We start from the raw sequence: 14,368 nt of genomic DNA, 5'->3' as shown, positions 1-14,368 counted from the left end.
GGCTATCCTCCTTATTTCTCAATCTCTCTGGTATTGTAAAGTTCCTGCATTTCCGTAATGGGTTTTTCCATAATCTGCTCGATCAGTTCATCGTAAGCACCCTTATGGATCTCCTCCACACGGTTTTCCAGGTGTTTTGTCTCAGGTGCAATATATTTTCCTGTGAGGCGTCTTGCAAGAAGACCAACCATAGGATGAGAAATACCGGCCGGACATCTTACGGAACAGCAGCCGCAGCTTACACAGTCAAAGGATTCCTCTGCACATTTCTCAAATTCACCTCTCTGTGCGTAAGCGATGTACTGCATAACGTTCAGATCCTGTGTACAGGCTTTTGTACAGGCATTACATCCGATACAGCTATAGATTTCCGGATACAGCTCCATCATGATCTGCTGGGTGGGTTTGATCTCCTCTATATCATACGTTCTCTTGTCTGTAGGGAAGAAAGGAATACTTGCCACATACATGCCCTCCTCCACCTGTGTCTGACAGGCAAGACATGTCTTCAGCTCGTTCTTTCCTTTGATCCTGTATATCGTAGCACATGCTCCGCAGAAACCATGACGGCAGCCGCATCCTCTTTTCAGGGTATATCCGGCATATTCCATGGCTGTCATGATCGTCAGATCCGCAGGCACACTGTATTTCTTACCGAAGAAAAATACATTAACCATTTTTTCCATAATAGGTATCAATCCTTTCATCAACTTCATCTTTGCCCCGCAGTGCCACCTCGATTCCGCTTCGCTTCATCTCGGTTGAGGGCATTCGCCCTATGCCGCAACGTACAATCTGTCCGCTTATGTGCAAGCACAACGCTGCCAGCTTGGACGTTCCGGCGCACTGCCTCTACTCCGCAGTGCCACCTCGATTCCGCTTTGCTTCATCTCGGTTGAGGGCATTCGCCCTATGCCGCAACGTACAATCTGTCCGCTTATGTGCGAGCACAACGCTGCCAGCTTGGACGTTCCGGCGCACTGCTCATTGCCTGTCAATACTCGTTAGGTAATTCGTCGATCTCGTCGCAGCGGAATACCGGTCCGTCTTTGCACACATATTTGGAACCGATATTACAGCGGCCGCATTTGCCTACGCCGCATTTCATACGGAGTTCTAGTGTTGTGTAGACCTGCTCTTTAGAGAATCCCATCTCCTGGAGGGCTGCCAGCACGAACTTGATCATGATCGGCGGTCCGCAGACAAGGGCTGTCTTGTCTGTGGTGAATCCCACCTCTTTTAAGTAGTTGGGTACAAATCCCACATGGCCGTCCCAGCCTTCCTGTTCCCGGTCAATGGTCAGATATACGTTCACACCCTCTGTCTTCATCCAGACTTCCTGTATCTCTTTTAACTGGACCAGATCGTCTGCGGAACGGGAACCATAGAGAATATCCACGGTTCCGTAGTTCTCTCTGTTATCCAGCACATAGTTGATAACAGAGCGAAGAGGTGCAAGACCGATACCGCCTGCAATAAACAGCAGGTTCTGGCCTTTTAACTCGGTCTCTACCGGGAAATGATTACCGTACGGACCTCTCACCGTGATCTCGTCGCCAACCTCAAGGCTGTGAAGATAATCTGTGAGGATACCGCATTTCTTGATGCTGAATTCCTGGAATTCTTTATTTGTGGGTGAGGAAGTAATGGAAAACATACCTTCACTGATGCCCGGTGCACACACCATGGCACACTGTCCGGGCATATGTTCAAAAAGCTTTCCGCCCTCCGGTGCATTTACCCGGAAGGTCTTTACGTCCGGTGTCTCCTGTCGGATATCTGTAATGACTCCCACCTGAGGAATCAGCGTATCCAGCGTATAATTTTTATGACAGGTACATTCGCTCATTATTTGTCACCTCCCTGTTTCTGAAAGGATTTGATAACTTTCACAATATTTAAGGAAGCCGGGCATTTTTCCACACATCTGCCGCAGCCTACACAGGAATACATCCCGTCATTGTTTGCCGGGAAATATACCAGTTTATGCATAAATCTCTGGCGGAAACGCTGCATCTGGCTTGTACGGTTGTTTCCGTGAGCCATCATGGTGAAATCTGAGTACATGCAGGAATCCCAGCAGCGGTATCTCTTGATCCCATGGCCTGTGTCATAATCCTTGATGTCATAACACTGGCAGGTGGGACATACAAAGGTACAGGTACCGCACGCCAGACAAGGCTTGTACAGCTCTTCCCAAAGTTCAGAATTGAATTTTTCATTTAACATATCCCCATCCCATCCTTCCAGGGAAAGATTGGTATAAGGAAGTTTTTCAACAATTGCGCGGATGGAAGCTTTCTCTTCCTCCACTTTCTTTTCCGCATCAGCATCGGCCTGCGTCAAAAGGCTGTCCACAGATTTTGTAAGGGCTTCTCCCTTCTCTGTAAGAGGCTTCCAGTAAAGCGCATCTCCCGCCATCCATACAGCTACATCCGCTGCAGGCTCTGCGCAGTCCACGCCAAACACCTTACAGAAGCAGGTTTCCTCCGGTTCATGACACGCCATGGCTACGATGGTCCCATGTTCACGTCTTGCCGCATAAAAGGAATCCACCGGATCAGCTAAAAATACTTTATCTAAAACTTCCACGCCCTTCACGTCACAGGCTTTCATTCCAAATACCACGAAATCCTGCTCTTTCAGTGCTTCCGGTTCAATGGTCAGTTTTTTCCCGTCTTTTTTGCAGGTATACAAATCCTCACTCTGAGGGAAAAATACGTCTTTGGGGGATTTCACTGTCTTCAGTGTATCCAGGTCCACCTCCGCGTCCTCACTCCATGCCCTGAAGTTCACCTGTCCGCTCACCTTTACCGGGACATATAATTCCTGGGCACCGGCAATTAACTGGAATAATGCCGCCAGATTTTCTTTTGCTGTCTTATACATACATTATCCCCTTTCTGCCACAATGCCTGGCTCTACGTCATCAAATGTAAAGTTTGTCAGCGGCCCTTTTGAATCTGTATCCTCGCCGGCCTGATATTCTCCGTAGAATTCATCAATATCCTTGATAAATTTCCGGTTAAACAGATGAAGGGGAATTCCCTGGGGACATACACGGCTGCATTCTCCGCAGTCTGTGCAGCGCCCTGCCACATGGAACGCGCGGATGATATGGAACATCTTCTCCTCAAAGGAATCCGCATTGGCCTTCTGGGAACTGTCAAACTTGTTGCTGTCAAATACACATTTTCTGCAGCTGCATGCAGGACATACATTTCTGCAGGCATTACAGCGGATACATTTGCTTAACTCTTTCTGGAAAAATGCGAATTTCTCCTCCGGGCTCATAGCCTCAATGGCCGCCACACCGTCAAAACGTTCTGCATCCTTTGTCTCTTTTGATTCCCCGATCAGCTCATCGTAAATCTTATGTTCTTTGCCCTTGCAGACATGGCATCTCTCCAGCATGGCATCTGCATAGGAACATGTTTTCTCTCCGTAAAGAGTCCGGATGGCAAGTGTGTCCGCTTCCTCTGTGATCTCTGCTCCGGAAATGCTCTCAATTCCCTTGATCCCCATGCCCTTGATCTTTTCAATATCCAGCTTGCCTTTGCAGCCAACGCCTATAATATAGGCTTTTTCTCTGTCGACCCTATGCTCCTTAATGAGCTGGTTAAAGCTGTAAGTGTCACATGGTTTCAGACATACAAGGGTCTTCCCCTCCAGCTTGGAAGCCTCGATCATATATTTGCTTAAATTGGCTCCGCAGAACCCGTTGTACACGAAGTTCTCAAAGTCCTCTTCTTTTTCAAAATAAGCCGGTTCCGGATTATAAGGCAGGTCTCCCGCTTTCCAGCCGAGGACACGGGCCACGGTACCGTCCGCTAACAGCTCTTTTGCACGGTTTATCACTCGAGTCTGCGACTCTCGTTGTTCTGCAGTCGCCAAATGTGAGCAAGTTCCCACTTGGCTCGTTGCTGCTACAAGTTCCTGCATCTCAAATCCTCCAATCTTACATTCTTGCCCAGAGAGCGTACTTTTTCCACAAATTCGTTCATGGTGGTGGAGAATTTTACACCCTCTGCTGCGGACACCCATTCCACACGGGTACGTCCGTTTTCCACACCGATATAATCCAGCATGGAGAATAAAAGTGTCATACGCCTTCTGGCATAGTAATTTCCTGTGCTGTAATGACAGTCTCCCGGATGACATCCACAGAGGATCACCCCGTCTGCACCTTTCTCAAATGCCCGCAGAATGAACATGGGATTTACACGGCAGGAACATGGCACGCGGATGATCTTAACATCTGCAGGGTAAGCCAGACGGCTGCTGCCGGCCAGGTCCGCGCCTGCATAACTGCACCAGTTACAGCAGAATGCCACAATTTTAGGCCTGAATTCTTCTTTTGCTTCTATCGACATATTGCATCCACCTCCGCTATGATCTGTCTGTTGGAGAATCCCTGTAAATCCATGGCTCCTGACGGGCAGGCAACTGTGCAGGCTCCGCATCCCTGACACAGTGCATTGTTCACGACTGCAATGCGGCGTGTCTCGCGGATACCGTGGTCATTCACCTCTTTCTCCTCATAGGTGATGGCACCGTAAGGACACACATTTGCACAGGTGGAACATCCGTTGCAGAGAAGTTCATCGGATTTGGCTGTACATGGGTTGGTCATCAGTTTATCTTTTGCAAGGAGTCCGATGGCTTTCACCGCTGCAGCACCTGCCTGAGAAACGGTCTCCGGAATATCCTTTGGTCCCTGGCATACGCCTGACAGGAAAATACCTGCTGTGGGGGATTCCACCGGACGAAGCTTGGGATGTGCCTCTGTCAGGAAGTTATTGGTGTCAATGCTGGCTGTGAGCATGGTAGCAATCTTTCTCACAGAGGGGTCCGGCTCAATGGCTGTGGCCAGGACCACCATGTCTGCTTCCATGAGGATCTGCTTGTTATCAATGAGGTCAACGCCCTGTACGAGTAACTGTCCGTCTGGCTGGGGAGCGACTTTTCCCACCTGGCCTTTGATGTAGTTCACACCGTATTCCTCCACGGCTCTTCTGTAGAATTCATCAAAGTTTTTGCCCGGGGTACGGACATCAATATAAAATACAGTCACGTTCACATCCGGATACTTGTCGCGGATCAGCATGGCATGTTTTGCTGTGTACATACAGCAGATCTTAGAACAATAGCTCTTTCCCCGCTTGTCTGCGCAGCGGCTGCCCACGCACTGGATAAACACCATATTCTTGGGGGCTTTTCCGTCAGACATGCGCTCCAGATGGCCTTTGGTCGGTCCAGCTGCGTTCATGATACGCTCCAGCTCCAGGGATGTGATAACATCCTTGCTCTGGTTGTATGCATACTCATCGTAATTGTCCAGTTTGATAGTATCAAAACCGGTGGCAACTACAATGGCACCATACTTCTCTGTAACGATCTCATCCTTCTGCTCATAATCAATGGCACCTGCCTGGCATACCTTGGCACAGACACCGCATTTACCTGTTTTGAACTTAATACAGTTCTCCCTGTCAATTACCGGGACATTGGGGATAGCCTGGGCAAATGGTGTGTAGATGGCGCTTCTTGTGTTCAGCCCTCTGTTAAATTCATTTGCATTTTTCTTGGAGGGACATTTCTCCTGGCAGACACCGCAGCCTGTACACTTGTCCATATCTACGCTTCTGGCTTTCTTGCGGATATCCACAGTAAAATCACCCACAAAGCCGGAAACCTTTTCCACTTCACTGTATGTATAAATGTTGATCTTCTCATGGGCAGATGCTTCCACCATCTTTGGTGTCAGGATACATGCGGAACAGTCAAGGGTGGGGAATGTTTTGTCAAGCTGTGACATCCTTCCTCCGATACTTGGGGTCTTCTCCACAATATCCACTTCATATCCGGCCTCTGCAATATCCAGCGCCGTCTGGATACCTGCAATACCCCCGCCGATCACCAGTGCACGTTTGGTTACAAGGCTCTCTCCCGGCTTCAGGGATGCGTTTAAGTTTACTTTGGCGATTGCCGCTCTTGCAAGGATGACTGCCTTCTTGGTGGCCTCCTCCATGTCCTTATGGATCCAGGAACAATGTTCACGGATATTGGCAACCTCCACCATGTATGGATTCAGGCCGGCTCTCTCCGCTGCTTTCCGGAAAGTGGTCTCATGCATACGCGGTGAACAGGAACATACTACAAGTCCTGTAAGCTTCTCATTTTTTATGGCCTCTGCGATCTTGGACTGTCCCGCCTCGGAACACATATACTGATAGTCTTCCGCATGGACAACTCCCGGCTCCATTTTAGCCATTTCCACTACTTTTTTCACATCTACCGTGGCGGCAATGTTACTGCCGCAATGACAGACAAATACACCTATTCTCTGCACTTAACCTCACCTCCTGTATCTTCTGAATGCACTGACTAAAAGCTGCTGGGGAAGTTCCGGGTCCAAAAGCTCGGGGATCTCGTCAGCCGTCAGATAATCCCCGCCCTTTTCACGGACAACCAGCTGTCTTGCCGCGTCAATAAGTTTACCAGGCTTCACATCCCTTGGGCAGCGCTCCACGCACGCAAAACAGGAAAGGCATTTCCAGAGGGATTTTGAATTTACCAGGGACTCAATGTCTTCATTCTGCACATAAGATACAAACTGATGAGGTTTGATATCCATTTCGTTGTAGGATGGACATGACGCAGAACACTTGCCGCATTTCATACATTTCAGCGGATTGACGCCGCTGATCTCCTTTATCATTTCAGCCTGTTTCTTTGGAGTATTCATGCTTTTGCCACCTCCTCTTTCACGCCCAGAGCTTCTGCCAGGAGCTCTGTAAAATAAAATACAGGAAGTTTGCTGCCGCTTGTGCTCTTATTCAAGTTATACAGGCATAATGGACAGGCAGTGATCAGCATATCTGCTCCAAAACCGGATGCGCTTTCCATGATCTTGTCAGACATGGTCTTTGACATCTCTTTTTCTTTCAGGGATATGTAGCCGCCGCAGCATTCATTTCTGTATGGATAGATAACCGGTTCTGCTCCGATGGCCCGGATGAAATCCTCAATGATGGCGGGATTCTCCGGATCATCAAATTGCAGAAGCGTGCTTGGACGAAGGAGCAGACATCCGTAATAAGCGCCTATCTTTTTCCCGGTAAGCGGAGCGGTTACTTTCTCCTTTAACGTGTCGAAACCTATGCGGTCACGGAGTACCTCCAGAAAATGGAGCACTGACGTCTCACCTGCATAGGGTTCCTCAAGCTGCATATAATTATTGGCTCTGGTGCGGATGTCATCTACATTCTTCATATCATCGTTGACACGTTTGATCACATGATGACAGGCAGAACAGAGCGTTACCAGATCCTGGCCTTTTTCTTTGGCCTCGTTGAGAGCACGGACGGAAGAAAGTTTTGTGGCGATCTCATCAGTACCCAGCGGATAAACGCCGCCGCAGCACTGCCAGTTTTCAATTTCTTCCAGTTCAAATCCCAGTGCCCTTGCAGAAGCTCTGGCATAAGCATCCAGTTCCACTGCTTTTGTCTTCAGGGTACACCCCGGATAATAACTGTACTTCATAGTTCCTCCTAATAATCCCGGAAACGGAACAGTACCCTCATGGTTCCCGTCTGGGGGAACCGAGGATGCTGAACAGTTATCCTATTTCTACAGTTCTATATGTTTGATAACTTCCTTCAGTGCGTTGGCACTTGCCTGAAGTTTTGCGATCTCTTCTTTGTTCATGCGCATCGGCACTTTGCCCTGGATACCATTTGGCCCAACCAGAGTCAGTGTGCTCACGCAGACATCCTCAATGCCGTATTCGCCGTGCATCATAGAGGAAACGGTTGCGATGGAGTCAGAAGATGCCAGCAGGATTCCGCACAGCTTACATACTGCTGCAGATACCGCGTAGAAGGTTGCTCCTTTGTTTGCGATCACCTTGCCGCCGGATTTCTGGACATAAGTCAGCATTTCTTCCTTGTCAAGCTCTTCCACGTTCTTTCCAAGGTTCTTAGCCAGTTCGTAATACTCGTCAAGGCTCACGCCTGATATATATGCACCTGTCCATGGAATAAAGGAAGTGTCACCATGCTCACCAAATACATAAGCGTGGATATTTTTCTGAGCAACTTTAAAGTGTTCAGAAAGTCCGCAGCGGAGACGCGCAGTGTCCAGAAGTGTTCCGGAACCGATGATCTGATTCTCCGGCAGTCCTGAAATCTTTGTAAACACATAAGTCATAATGTCAACAGGATTGCTTACGATGATGTAAAGAGCATTCGGTGCAGCTTTTACGATTTCCGGTGTGATGCTCTTTAAAATATTTACATTGGTCTGTGTCAGCTCGATTCTTGTCTGACCCGGTTTGCGGGCAATTCCTGATGTGATAATTACGATATCGGAATCCTTAGCATCCTCGTATTCACCTGCAACGATATTAACGGGATCGCGGAAACAGGTTCCCTGCGCGATATCCATTACTTCCCCTGCAACTTTTTCCTTGTTGATATCAATCAATACAATCTCTGATGCGATATCCCCGTTTGATAATGTGTAAGCAATCGTTGAACCAACGCTTCCGGCTCCGATGACAGTAATTTTACTACTCATGCTTGCTCCTTTCCCCTTCCATATGGGCTGTTGTTATTGTCTTTTTTTTAACAAATAAAGTTCAAAAAAATATGAAATCACAAATTCCTTTTTATTGAGTATAGCATTCCGTTAAAGTATCTTAACTCAATTGCCCCAGATTCTAGGGGTTTGGTGTTGAATTTGATTTCGCGTTACTGATTTAGGATATCATATTGATAAGAAATTAACAACAACTTTTTAACGATTTTTTGTATTTTTTTGTCTTATCTACCACGTTAATGTGTGAAATTATTTTTCTGACAACTTCTGACCTGCCGCGTGCCATACAAAAAGGGAAACTTCTTGATTTTTATGTATTTTTCCGCGTGCAATTTGTTTTTAGACTTTTTTTATCCATTATTATATGGCTTTTTTTCCGGATTTTTATGTGTTATTTTATGTTTGTATACAAAAAACACTAACTGCTTTTTTCTTTATTTTTCACGCATCTGAAAGGTGTGCTTTCATGTACAGCGCGTATAAAAAAAGGATTGCCCCAGTTGGTTCATACATTTACGAACCCACCGAGCAATCCTTTCTATTATATCAAACGTGTTAGTTAAATAACCATTCTATAATTCCCACAATGAAACTGTGATCCATTTTCATTGTATCAATCCTGAAGAATCGGAAATTCCACCGTCACCACAAACAAATCCGCATCCACTTCTATTCCGAAAACACCTCCGCATGCCTCCGTAAAACTTCTGGCAATGGAAAGTCCCAATCCGCTTCCGCCGTCGGTACGGCTCTCGTCTCCGCGCACAAAACGTTCTGTAAAGTCAATCTCACAAGGAATCTCGTCCTGGGAGATATTTTTAACAGTGGTTTTGGCTGTTTTGCTGTCTGTTTTCAGTGTAATGAACACACGGGAGCCGTTCAGAGAATACTTCAGAGCATTCTGCAGCAGGTTCTGGAACACTCGGTACAGACGGCTGCCATCCGCATGGATCATCACCGCATCTGCAGGGATCTGTGCCTTGACTGTCACGGAGCTCTCTTCAATCTGTTCTTCCATGTCTGCCAGGGTCTGACGGAGCAGTTTGCCCAGATCCAGGTCCTCCAGATCTACAGGAAGCTGCCTGGATGCCGCTTTGCTGATCTCAAAAACATCCTGCACCATAGATTTCAGCCGCTGGGACTTAACGTCCAGAATGCGTATATAATCCTTAACCTCCTCCGGAAGATTTTCTTCCTGCTTCATAAGATCCACGTAGCTGATAATGGATGTCAGGGGCGTCTTAATATCATGCGATACATTGGACACCAGCTCCACCTTCATGCGCTCACTTTTCATTCTTTCCGACAATGCCGTATCCATACCGCTCTGAATGTCATTTAACTGCTGCACAGCTTCATACAGGTCAGAATCTTCCGGCACTTTCAGTTTGTCTGTCATGTTGCCATCGTGAACTTTTGTTATCTGATCAACTAACCGGCCGATCTCACTTGCAAATACCTGGTTATCGGACGCATACTGTTTCATCATTCCCACCAGAAGTACAATGACAAGGACTACCAAAGCCACAAGCAGCAATACAACTCCAAAACTCCCGCCATCATCATACAGGTAATACCCTGCCACAAAACAAGCCAGAGCCGCAATGACTGATAAGATAATACCGGAAATCATGACCGGCGAAAATTTACGGATCATTTTTTTTTGAAAAGGATATTCCATATTCCTGGTCTGAAGAAGTTTTTGTATATCTTTGACCAGTGTTTTCCTTGGTCTCTTTTTGTTATATCTGTAATCATTCACAAAGAGATACAAGGTCCAAAAAAATACCAGCACCAAAATGGGATTTGCAAACAGGGAATACATCATCGGATATAAAACTTCCGCCGCGTATTCATAATACCCCCATCCATAATAAATATCTATATAGTTATTAAGCCCTGCAATGCCCCCTGCGATCACCAGAATGACCAGCCCGGCTTTACATTCCATCCAGACCTTGCCTGTACAAACCGCTATGGCCCTGTCACCATCTTTTTTATACTTTCTCAAAGCCAGGTAAATCCCCAGCAGTATGAGACCAACGATAAATTTTACAATTTGGGCTATATAGGCGTTTTGGGCCTGTTTCAGATTTCTGACCGTATCATAAAGGCTGCTGGTTCCATAATAACTTCCCGAGTCGTTAGAATAGTTTCCCTGCACATAGTTTACCGGCGTTTTTCTGACTGCCATGCGTACTTCAGCCTTCTTCGTTTTATCATCTACCGTATAGTTCTTGTACCCTGGGATCTGCCACTTGCTGTCATCCCGGTATAGATTATCCCCATACACATCCACGGCTTTTTTGTCTTTAACTACAGATGCTTTTCCATCTGCAAAGGACAGATAAAAGTTATAATCAGAAGGCAGGTCTTTCTCTCCGTTCTTCAAAACCCCTTCATCATCATTGGTATACACCGACTTACCGTCATACCGGATATCATAGAGCAGATTTTTATCATTTTTTATAGACGCATGCACTTGTTTCGGAGATACCGTGTACTCCCAGTCATCCTCGCTGTAATCCCCGTTGTAGTCCCAGCCCTGTTCAGCAATTTCCTCGACTACAGCAGTGGCTGTATTCTCAATATCTCCAATATTCCATGAGGTGTCATTAGAATACGCAACATCCCCATACCTTCCATACCAATTCACCGGTCCGCCTGTTGCCATGGAAAGAAAGGTATCCAGGTAATCTGACAAAAATCTGCGAAATTCCTTTGTGTCCTCATAATCTGATGAAAATGCATCTTTGGTACTCACTCCGCGGGGGCCATTCCCACTCAGCACATTCAGAGCGGCCACACCACTCTCCACAAGCAGGCAAATACTTAGGAAAAACGCTGCCCAGGCTGCTATCACTTTACATTTTTTCGATTTTATATCCAATTCCCCACACCACCTTTAAATATTCTGGCTCCTTTGGATTCAGTTCAATTTTCTCGCGAATGCGTCTGATATGCACCATAACTGTATTCTCCGGGGCAAAAGCATCCTCCTCCCAGACTCGGCGGTAAATCTCCTCCGCTGAAAATACACGTCCCAGGTTGCGCATGAACAGATCCACAATCTTTGTCTCCGTGGCAGTCAGCCTCACGGACTCCCCGTCAGCATACAGAACCCGTTCCTCCGCATGATAGCTAAGACGGCCGCTCTTAAATTCCTTTGAGGCACTCACTGCATTAATATCACCCAATCTGGTATAACGCCTGAGATGGCTTTTTACTCTGGCAACCAGTTCCTGTGAATTATATGGCTTGGTCACATAATCATCCGCTCCCATGGAAAGTCCCAATACCTTATCTGTGTCCTCGCTTTTAGCACTCAGGACAATGATCGGGATATTTCGTCTCTCACGTATTTTCATAATAGCGGATAAGCCATCCATGCGGGGCATCATGACATCCATCAATATCAACTGGATCCGGTTCAGTGCAAGAAGGTCCAATGCCTCCAGGCCATCATAGGCCGGCAGGACTTTATAGCCTTCCCTCTCCAATAAAATAGCTATGGCCTTTACGATCTCTCTGTCATCATCTGCCACTAGAATACATTCGCTCATGTTTCCTCCTCCTTAAAGCTTGTATTTATAATACCCCCTCTGTCTTACAAAACAATGGACAGATTCCTTACGGATTTCTTACAATTCTGTATCTGCTAAAAAGGAGAAGCACCTTAGGTACTCCTCCTACTTCTATTTTCGATTATGCTAATAACGAAAAAAAGAGCGTAAATTACGCTCTTAATACGATGCCGCAGACCGGAATCGAACCGGTACGGGTATCACTACCCACGGGATTTTAAGTCCCGGGCGTCTGCCAGTTCCGCCACTGCGGCAAAACGACCCAGAAGAGACTCGAACTCTCGACCTCCGCCGTGACAGGGCGGCGCTCTAACCAACTGAGCCACTGGGCCAAAACCTATAAAATTGTAACCTTTAACTAATAAATGGACCTTCGGGGACTCGAACCCAGGACCGACCGGTTATGAGCCGGTTGCTCTAACCAACTGAGCTAAAGGTCCATAAAGCCGATGATCGGACTCGAACCGATAACCTGCTGATTACAAATCAGCTGCTCTGCCAATTGAGCCACATCGGCGTACCTGTTTAACTTATTATTTCATTCTTTATTGAATGACTCCAAGGGGATTTGAACCCCTGTTACCGCCGTGAAAGGGCGGTGTCTTAACCGCTTGACCATGGAGCCAAAAAACTCCCCCTGTTGGACTCGAACCAACGACACTGCGGTTAACAGCCGCATGCTCTACCGACTGAGCTAAGGAGGAATAGATACACTGATACACCGTACCCTCAAAACCGCATATACAAAACACAAAAACCTTTTTTCTTACCCGCCGTTCGCACTTCCGTGCTTAGGTCAAGCCCTCGACCGATTAGTAGCAGTCAGCTCCATACATTGCTGCACTTCCACCTCTGCCCTATCCACCTCGTCGTCTTCAAGGGGTCTTACTTCTTTATAGAATGGGATATCTCATCTTGAGGGGGGCTTCACGCTTAGATGCCTTCAGCGTTTATCCCTTCCAGGCTTGGCTACCCTGCCATGCAGTTGGCACTGCAACAGGTACACCAGCGGCCCGTCCATCCCGGTCCTCTCGTACTAAGGACAGCTCCTCTCAAATATCCTACGCCCACGCCGGATAGGGACCGAACTGTCTCACGACGTTCTGAACCCAGCTCGCGTACCGCGTTAATGGGCGAACAGCCCAACCCTTGGGACCTACTACAGCCCCAGGATGCGATGAGCCGACATCGAGGTGCCAAACCACTCCGTCGATGTGAACTCTTGGGAGTGATAAGCCTGTTATCCCCAGGGTAGCTTTTATCCGTTGAGCGATGGCATTCCCACTTAATACCACCGGATCACTAAGCCCTACTTTCGTACCTGCTCCACCCGTCGGTGTCGCAGTCAAGCTCCCTTCTGCCTTTGCACTCTGCGAATGGTTTCCAACCATTCTGAGGGAACCTTTGGGCGCCTCCGATACTCTTTCGGAGGCGACCGCCCCAGTCAAACTCCCCGCCTGGCATTGTCCCACCGCCGGGTCACGGCGGATGGTTAGAAGCCCAATACTGCAAGGGTGGTATCCCAACATTGGCTCCAGCACAACTGGCGTCATGCCTTCAAAGCCTCCCACCTATCCTGTACATGCAATACCGGACCCCAGTACCAAACTGGAGTAAAGCTCCATGGGGTCTTTCCGTCCTGGCGCAGGTAACCAGCATCTTCACTGGTACTTCAATTTCACCGGATGCATTGCCGAGACAGCGCTCAAATCATTACGCCTTTCGTGCGGGTCGGAACTTACCCGACAAGGAATTTCGCTACCTTAGGACCGTTATAGTTACGGCCGCCGTTTACTGGGGCTTAAATTCAATGCTTCGTCTCCTGACATCTCCTCTTAACCTTCCAGCACCGGGCAGGCGTCAGCCCATATACCTCACCTTTCGGTTTCGCATAGACCTGTGTTTTTGCTAAACAGTTGCTTGAGCCTATTCTCTGCGGCCAGGTCTCCCTGGCACCCCTTCTCCCGAAGTTACGGGGTCATTTTGCCGAGTTCCTTGGCAATGCTTCTTCCGTCGGCCTTAGGATTCTCTCCTCATCCACCTGTGTCGGTTTACGGTACGGGTACGGTATAAACAATAGCGGCTTTTCTTGACGCATGGCTCACACACTTCCCTACTTTAGTTCGGTACGCATCACGCTTTTGGGTTGTCTGACGGTTTTTCCTATCAGACCCCTCCTTCGC

At 47.6% G+C, this 14,368-nt stretch carries 11 protein-coding genes, 6 tRNA genes and 1 rRNA gene (1 of these 18 cut by a window edge); all 18 read right to left on the bottom strand.

Going from position 1 to position 14,368, the window contains the following annotated elements:
* Positions 1-11: 11 nt before the first annotated feature.
* Positions 12-686: a 4Fe-4S dicluster domain-containing protein gene (locus C6P39_RS12325; protein ID WP_095176064.1), complete on the bottom strand. Its 675-nt coding sequence runs from the start codon at positions 684-686 to the stop codon at positions 12-14.
* 308 nt (positions 687-994) lie between these two features.
* Positions 995-1,849 (bottom strand): FAD/NAD(P)-binding protein, encoded by an 855-nt coding sequence (locus C6P39_RS12320; protein ID WP_095176047.1) that lies wholly within the window; start codon positions 1,847-1,849, stop codon positions 995-997.
* The gene (locus tag C6P39_RS12315; protein ID WP_104803967.1) at positions 1,849-2,889 is read right to left on the bottom strand and encodes a 4Fe-4S dicluster domain-containing protein; all 1,041 of its coding nucleotides are present in this window, start codon (positions 2,887-2,889) and stop codon (positions 1,849-1,851) included. Before C6P39_RS12315 ends, C6P39_RS12320 begins: the two co-directional genes overlap by 1 nt.
* A gap of 3 nt (positions 2,890-2,892) precedes the next feature.
* Complete coding sequence (locus C6P39_RS12310; RefSeq protein ID WP_242987031.1) at positions 2,893-3,942, bottom strand: 4Fe-4S dicluster domain-containing protein; 1,050 nt, start codon at positions 3,940-3,942, stop codon at positions 2,893-2,895.
* Positions 3,927-4,373: a hydrogenase iron-sulfur subunit gene (locus tag C6P39_RS12305; RefSeq protein ID WP_095176050.1), complete on the bottom strand. Its 447-nt coding sequence runs from the start codon at positions 4,371-4,373 to the stop codon at positions 3,927-3,929. The genes C6P39_RS12310 and C6P39_RS12305 overlap by 16 nt, the downstream gene beginning before the upstream one ends.
* Positions 4,364-6,352, bottom strand: a complete 1,989-nt coding sequence (locus tag C6P39_RS12300; protein WP_104803965.1) for a CoB--CoM heterodisulfide reductase iron-sulfur subunit A family protein — start codon at positions 6,350-6,352, stop codon at positions 4,364-4,366. Before C6P39_RS12300 ends, C6P39_RS12305 begins: the two co-directional genes overlap by 10 nt.
* A 6-nt stretch (positions 6,353-6,358) precedes the next feature.
* Entirely contained in the window at positions 6,359-6,748 is a 390-nt protein-coding gene (locus C6P39_RS12295; protein WP_018595172.1) for a 4Fe-4S dicluster domain-containing protein, read from the bottom strand.
* Positions 6,745-7,545: a CoB--CoM heterodisulfide reductase iron-sulfur subunit B family protein gene (locus C6P39_RS12290; RefSeq protein ID WP_095176052.1), complete on the bottom strand. Its 801-nt coding sequence runs from the start codon at positions 7,543-7,545 to the stop codon at positions 6,745-6,747. Before C6P39_RS12290 ends, C6P39_RS12295 begins: the two co-directional genes overlap by 4 nt.
* Before the next feature lie 87 nt (positions 7,546-7,632).
* Positions 7,633-8,580 carry an L-lactate dehydrogenase gene (locus tag C6P39_RS12285; protein WP_104803964.1) on the bottom strand — a complete coding sequence of 316 codons (948 nt, stop codon included), beginning with the start codon at positions 8,578-8,580 and terminating at the stop codon, positions 7,633-7,635.
* A 634-nt stretch (positions 8,581-9,214) separates the two neighbouring features.
* A complete protein-coding gene (locus tag C6P39_RS12275; protein WP_104803962.1) occupies positions 9,215-11,491 on the bottom strand; it encodes a sensor histidine kinase in 2,277 nt (758 codons plus the stop codon).
* Positions 11,466-12,164, bottom strand: a complete 699-nt coding sequence (locus C6P39_RS12270; protein ID WP_104803961.1) for a response regulator transcription factor — start codon at positions 12,162-12,164, stop codon at positions 11,466-11,468. The genes C6P39_RS12275 and C6P39_RS12270 overlap by 26 nt, the downstream gene beginning before the upstream one ends.
* A gap of 189 nt (positions 12,165-12,353) precedes the next feature.
* Positions 12,354-12,439: transfer RNA gene (locus tag C6P39_RS12265), tRNA-Leu, on the bottom strand.
* A 4-nt stretch (positions 12,440-12,443) separates the two neighbouring features.
* Positions 12,444-12,517, bottom strand: a tRNA-Asp gene (locus C6P39_RS12260).
* 34 nt (positions 12,518-12,551) lie between these two features.
* Positions 12,552-12,625: transfer RNA gene (locus tag C6P39_RS12255), tRNA-Ile, on the bottom strand.
* A gap of 4 nt (positions 12,626-12,629) precedes the next feature.
* A tRNA-Thr gene (locus C6P39_RS12250) sits at positions 12,630-12,702 on the bottom strand.
* A gap of 36 nt (positions 12,703-12,738) precedes the next feature.
* A tRNA-Glu gene (locus tag C6P39_RS12245) sits at positions 12,739-12,810 on the bottom strand.
* 6 nt (positions 12,811-12,816) lie between these two features.
* Positions 12,817-12,889, bottom strand: a tRNA-Asn gene (locus C6P39_RS12240).
* A gap of 88 nt (positions 12,890-12,977) precedes the next feature.
* A 23S ribosomal RNA gene (locus C6P39_RS12235) occupies positions 12,978-14,368 on the bottom strand (it continues 1,494 nt past the right edge of the window).

The sequence above is a fragment of the Blautia marasmi genome (genome assembly GCF_900258535.1).
GTDB lineage: Bacteria > Bacillota > Clostridia > Lachnospirales > Lachnospiraceae > Blautia > Blautia hominis.
The sequence above is the reverse complement of the archived record's forward strand: the minus strand, read 5'-3'. Positions and strand labels throughout refer to the sequence as shown.

Bases quoted from the DNA above. Each gene is read 5' to 3' on its own strand.
- C6P39_RS12325 (WP_095176064.1), bottom strand. From the start codon at position 686: ATGGAAAAAATGGTTAATGTATTTTTCTTCGGTAAGAAATACAGTGTG.
- C6P39_RS12320 (WP_095176047.1), bottom strand. From the start codon at position 1,849: ATGAGCGAATGTACCTGTCATAAAAATTATACGCTGGATACGCTGATT.
- C6P39_RS12315 (WP_104803967.1), bottom strand. From the start codon at position 2,889: ATGTATAAGACAGCAAAAGAAAATCTGGCGGCATTATTCCAGTTAATT.
- C6P39_RS12310 (WP_242987031.1), bottom strand. From the start codon at position 3,942: ATGCAGGAACTTGTAGCAGCAACGAGCCAAGTGGGAACTTGCTCACAT.
- C6P39_RS12305 (WP_095176050.1), bottom strand. From the start codon at position 4,373: ATGTCGATAGAAGCAAAAGAAGAATTCAGGCCTAAAATTGTGGCATTC.
- C6P39_RS12295 (WP_018595172.1), bottom strand. From the start codon at position 6,748: ATGAATACTCCAAAGAAACAGGCTGAAATGATAAAGGAGATCAGCGGC.
- C6P39_RS12290 (WP_095176052.1), bottom strand. From the start codon at position 7,545: ATGAAGTACAGTTATTATCCGGGGTGTACCCTGAAGACAAAAGCAGTG.
- C6P39_RS12285 (WP_104803964.1), bottom strand. From the start codon at position 8,580: ATGAGTAGTAAAATTACTGTCATCGGAGCCGGAAGCGTTGGTTCAACG.
- C6P39_RS12270 (WP_104803961.1), bottom strand. From the start codon at position 12,164: ATGAGCGAATGTATTCTAGTGGCAGATGATGACAGAGAGATCGTAAAG.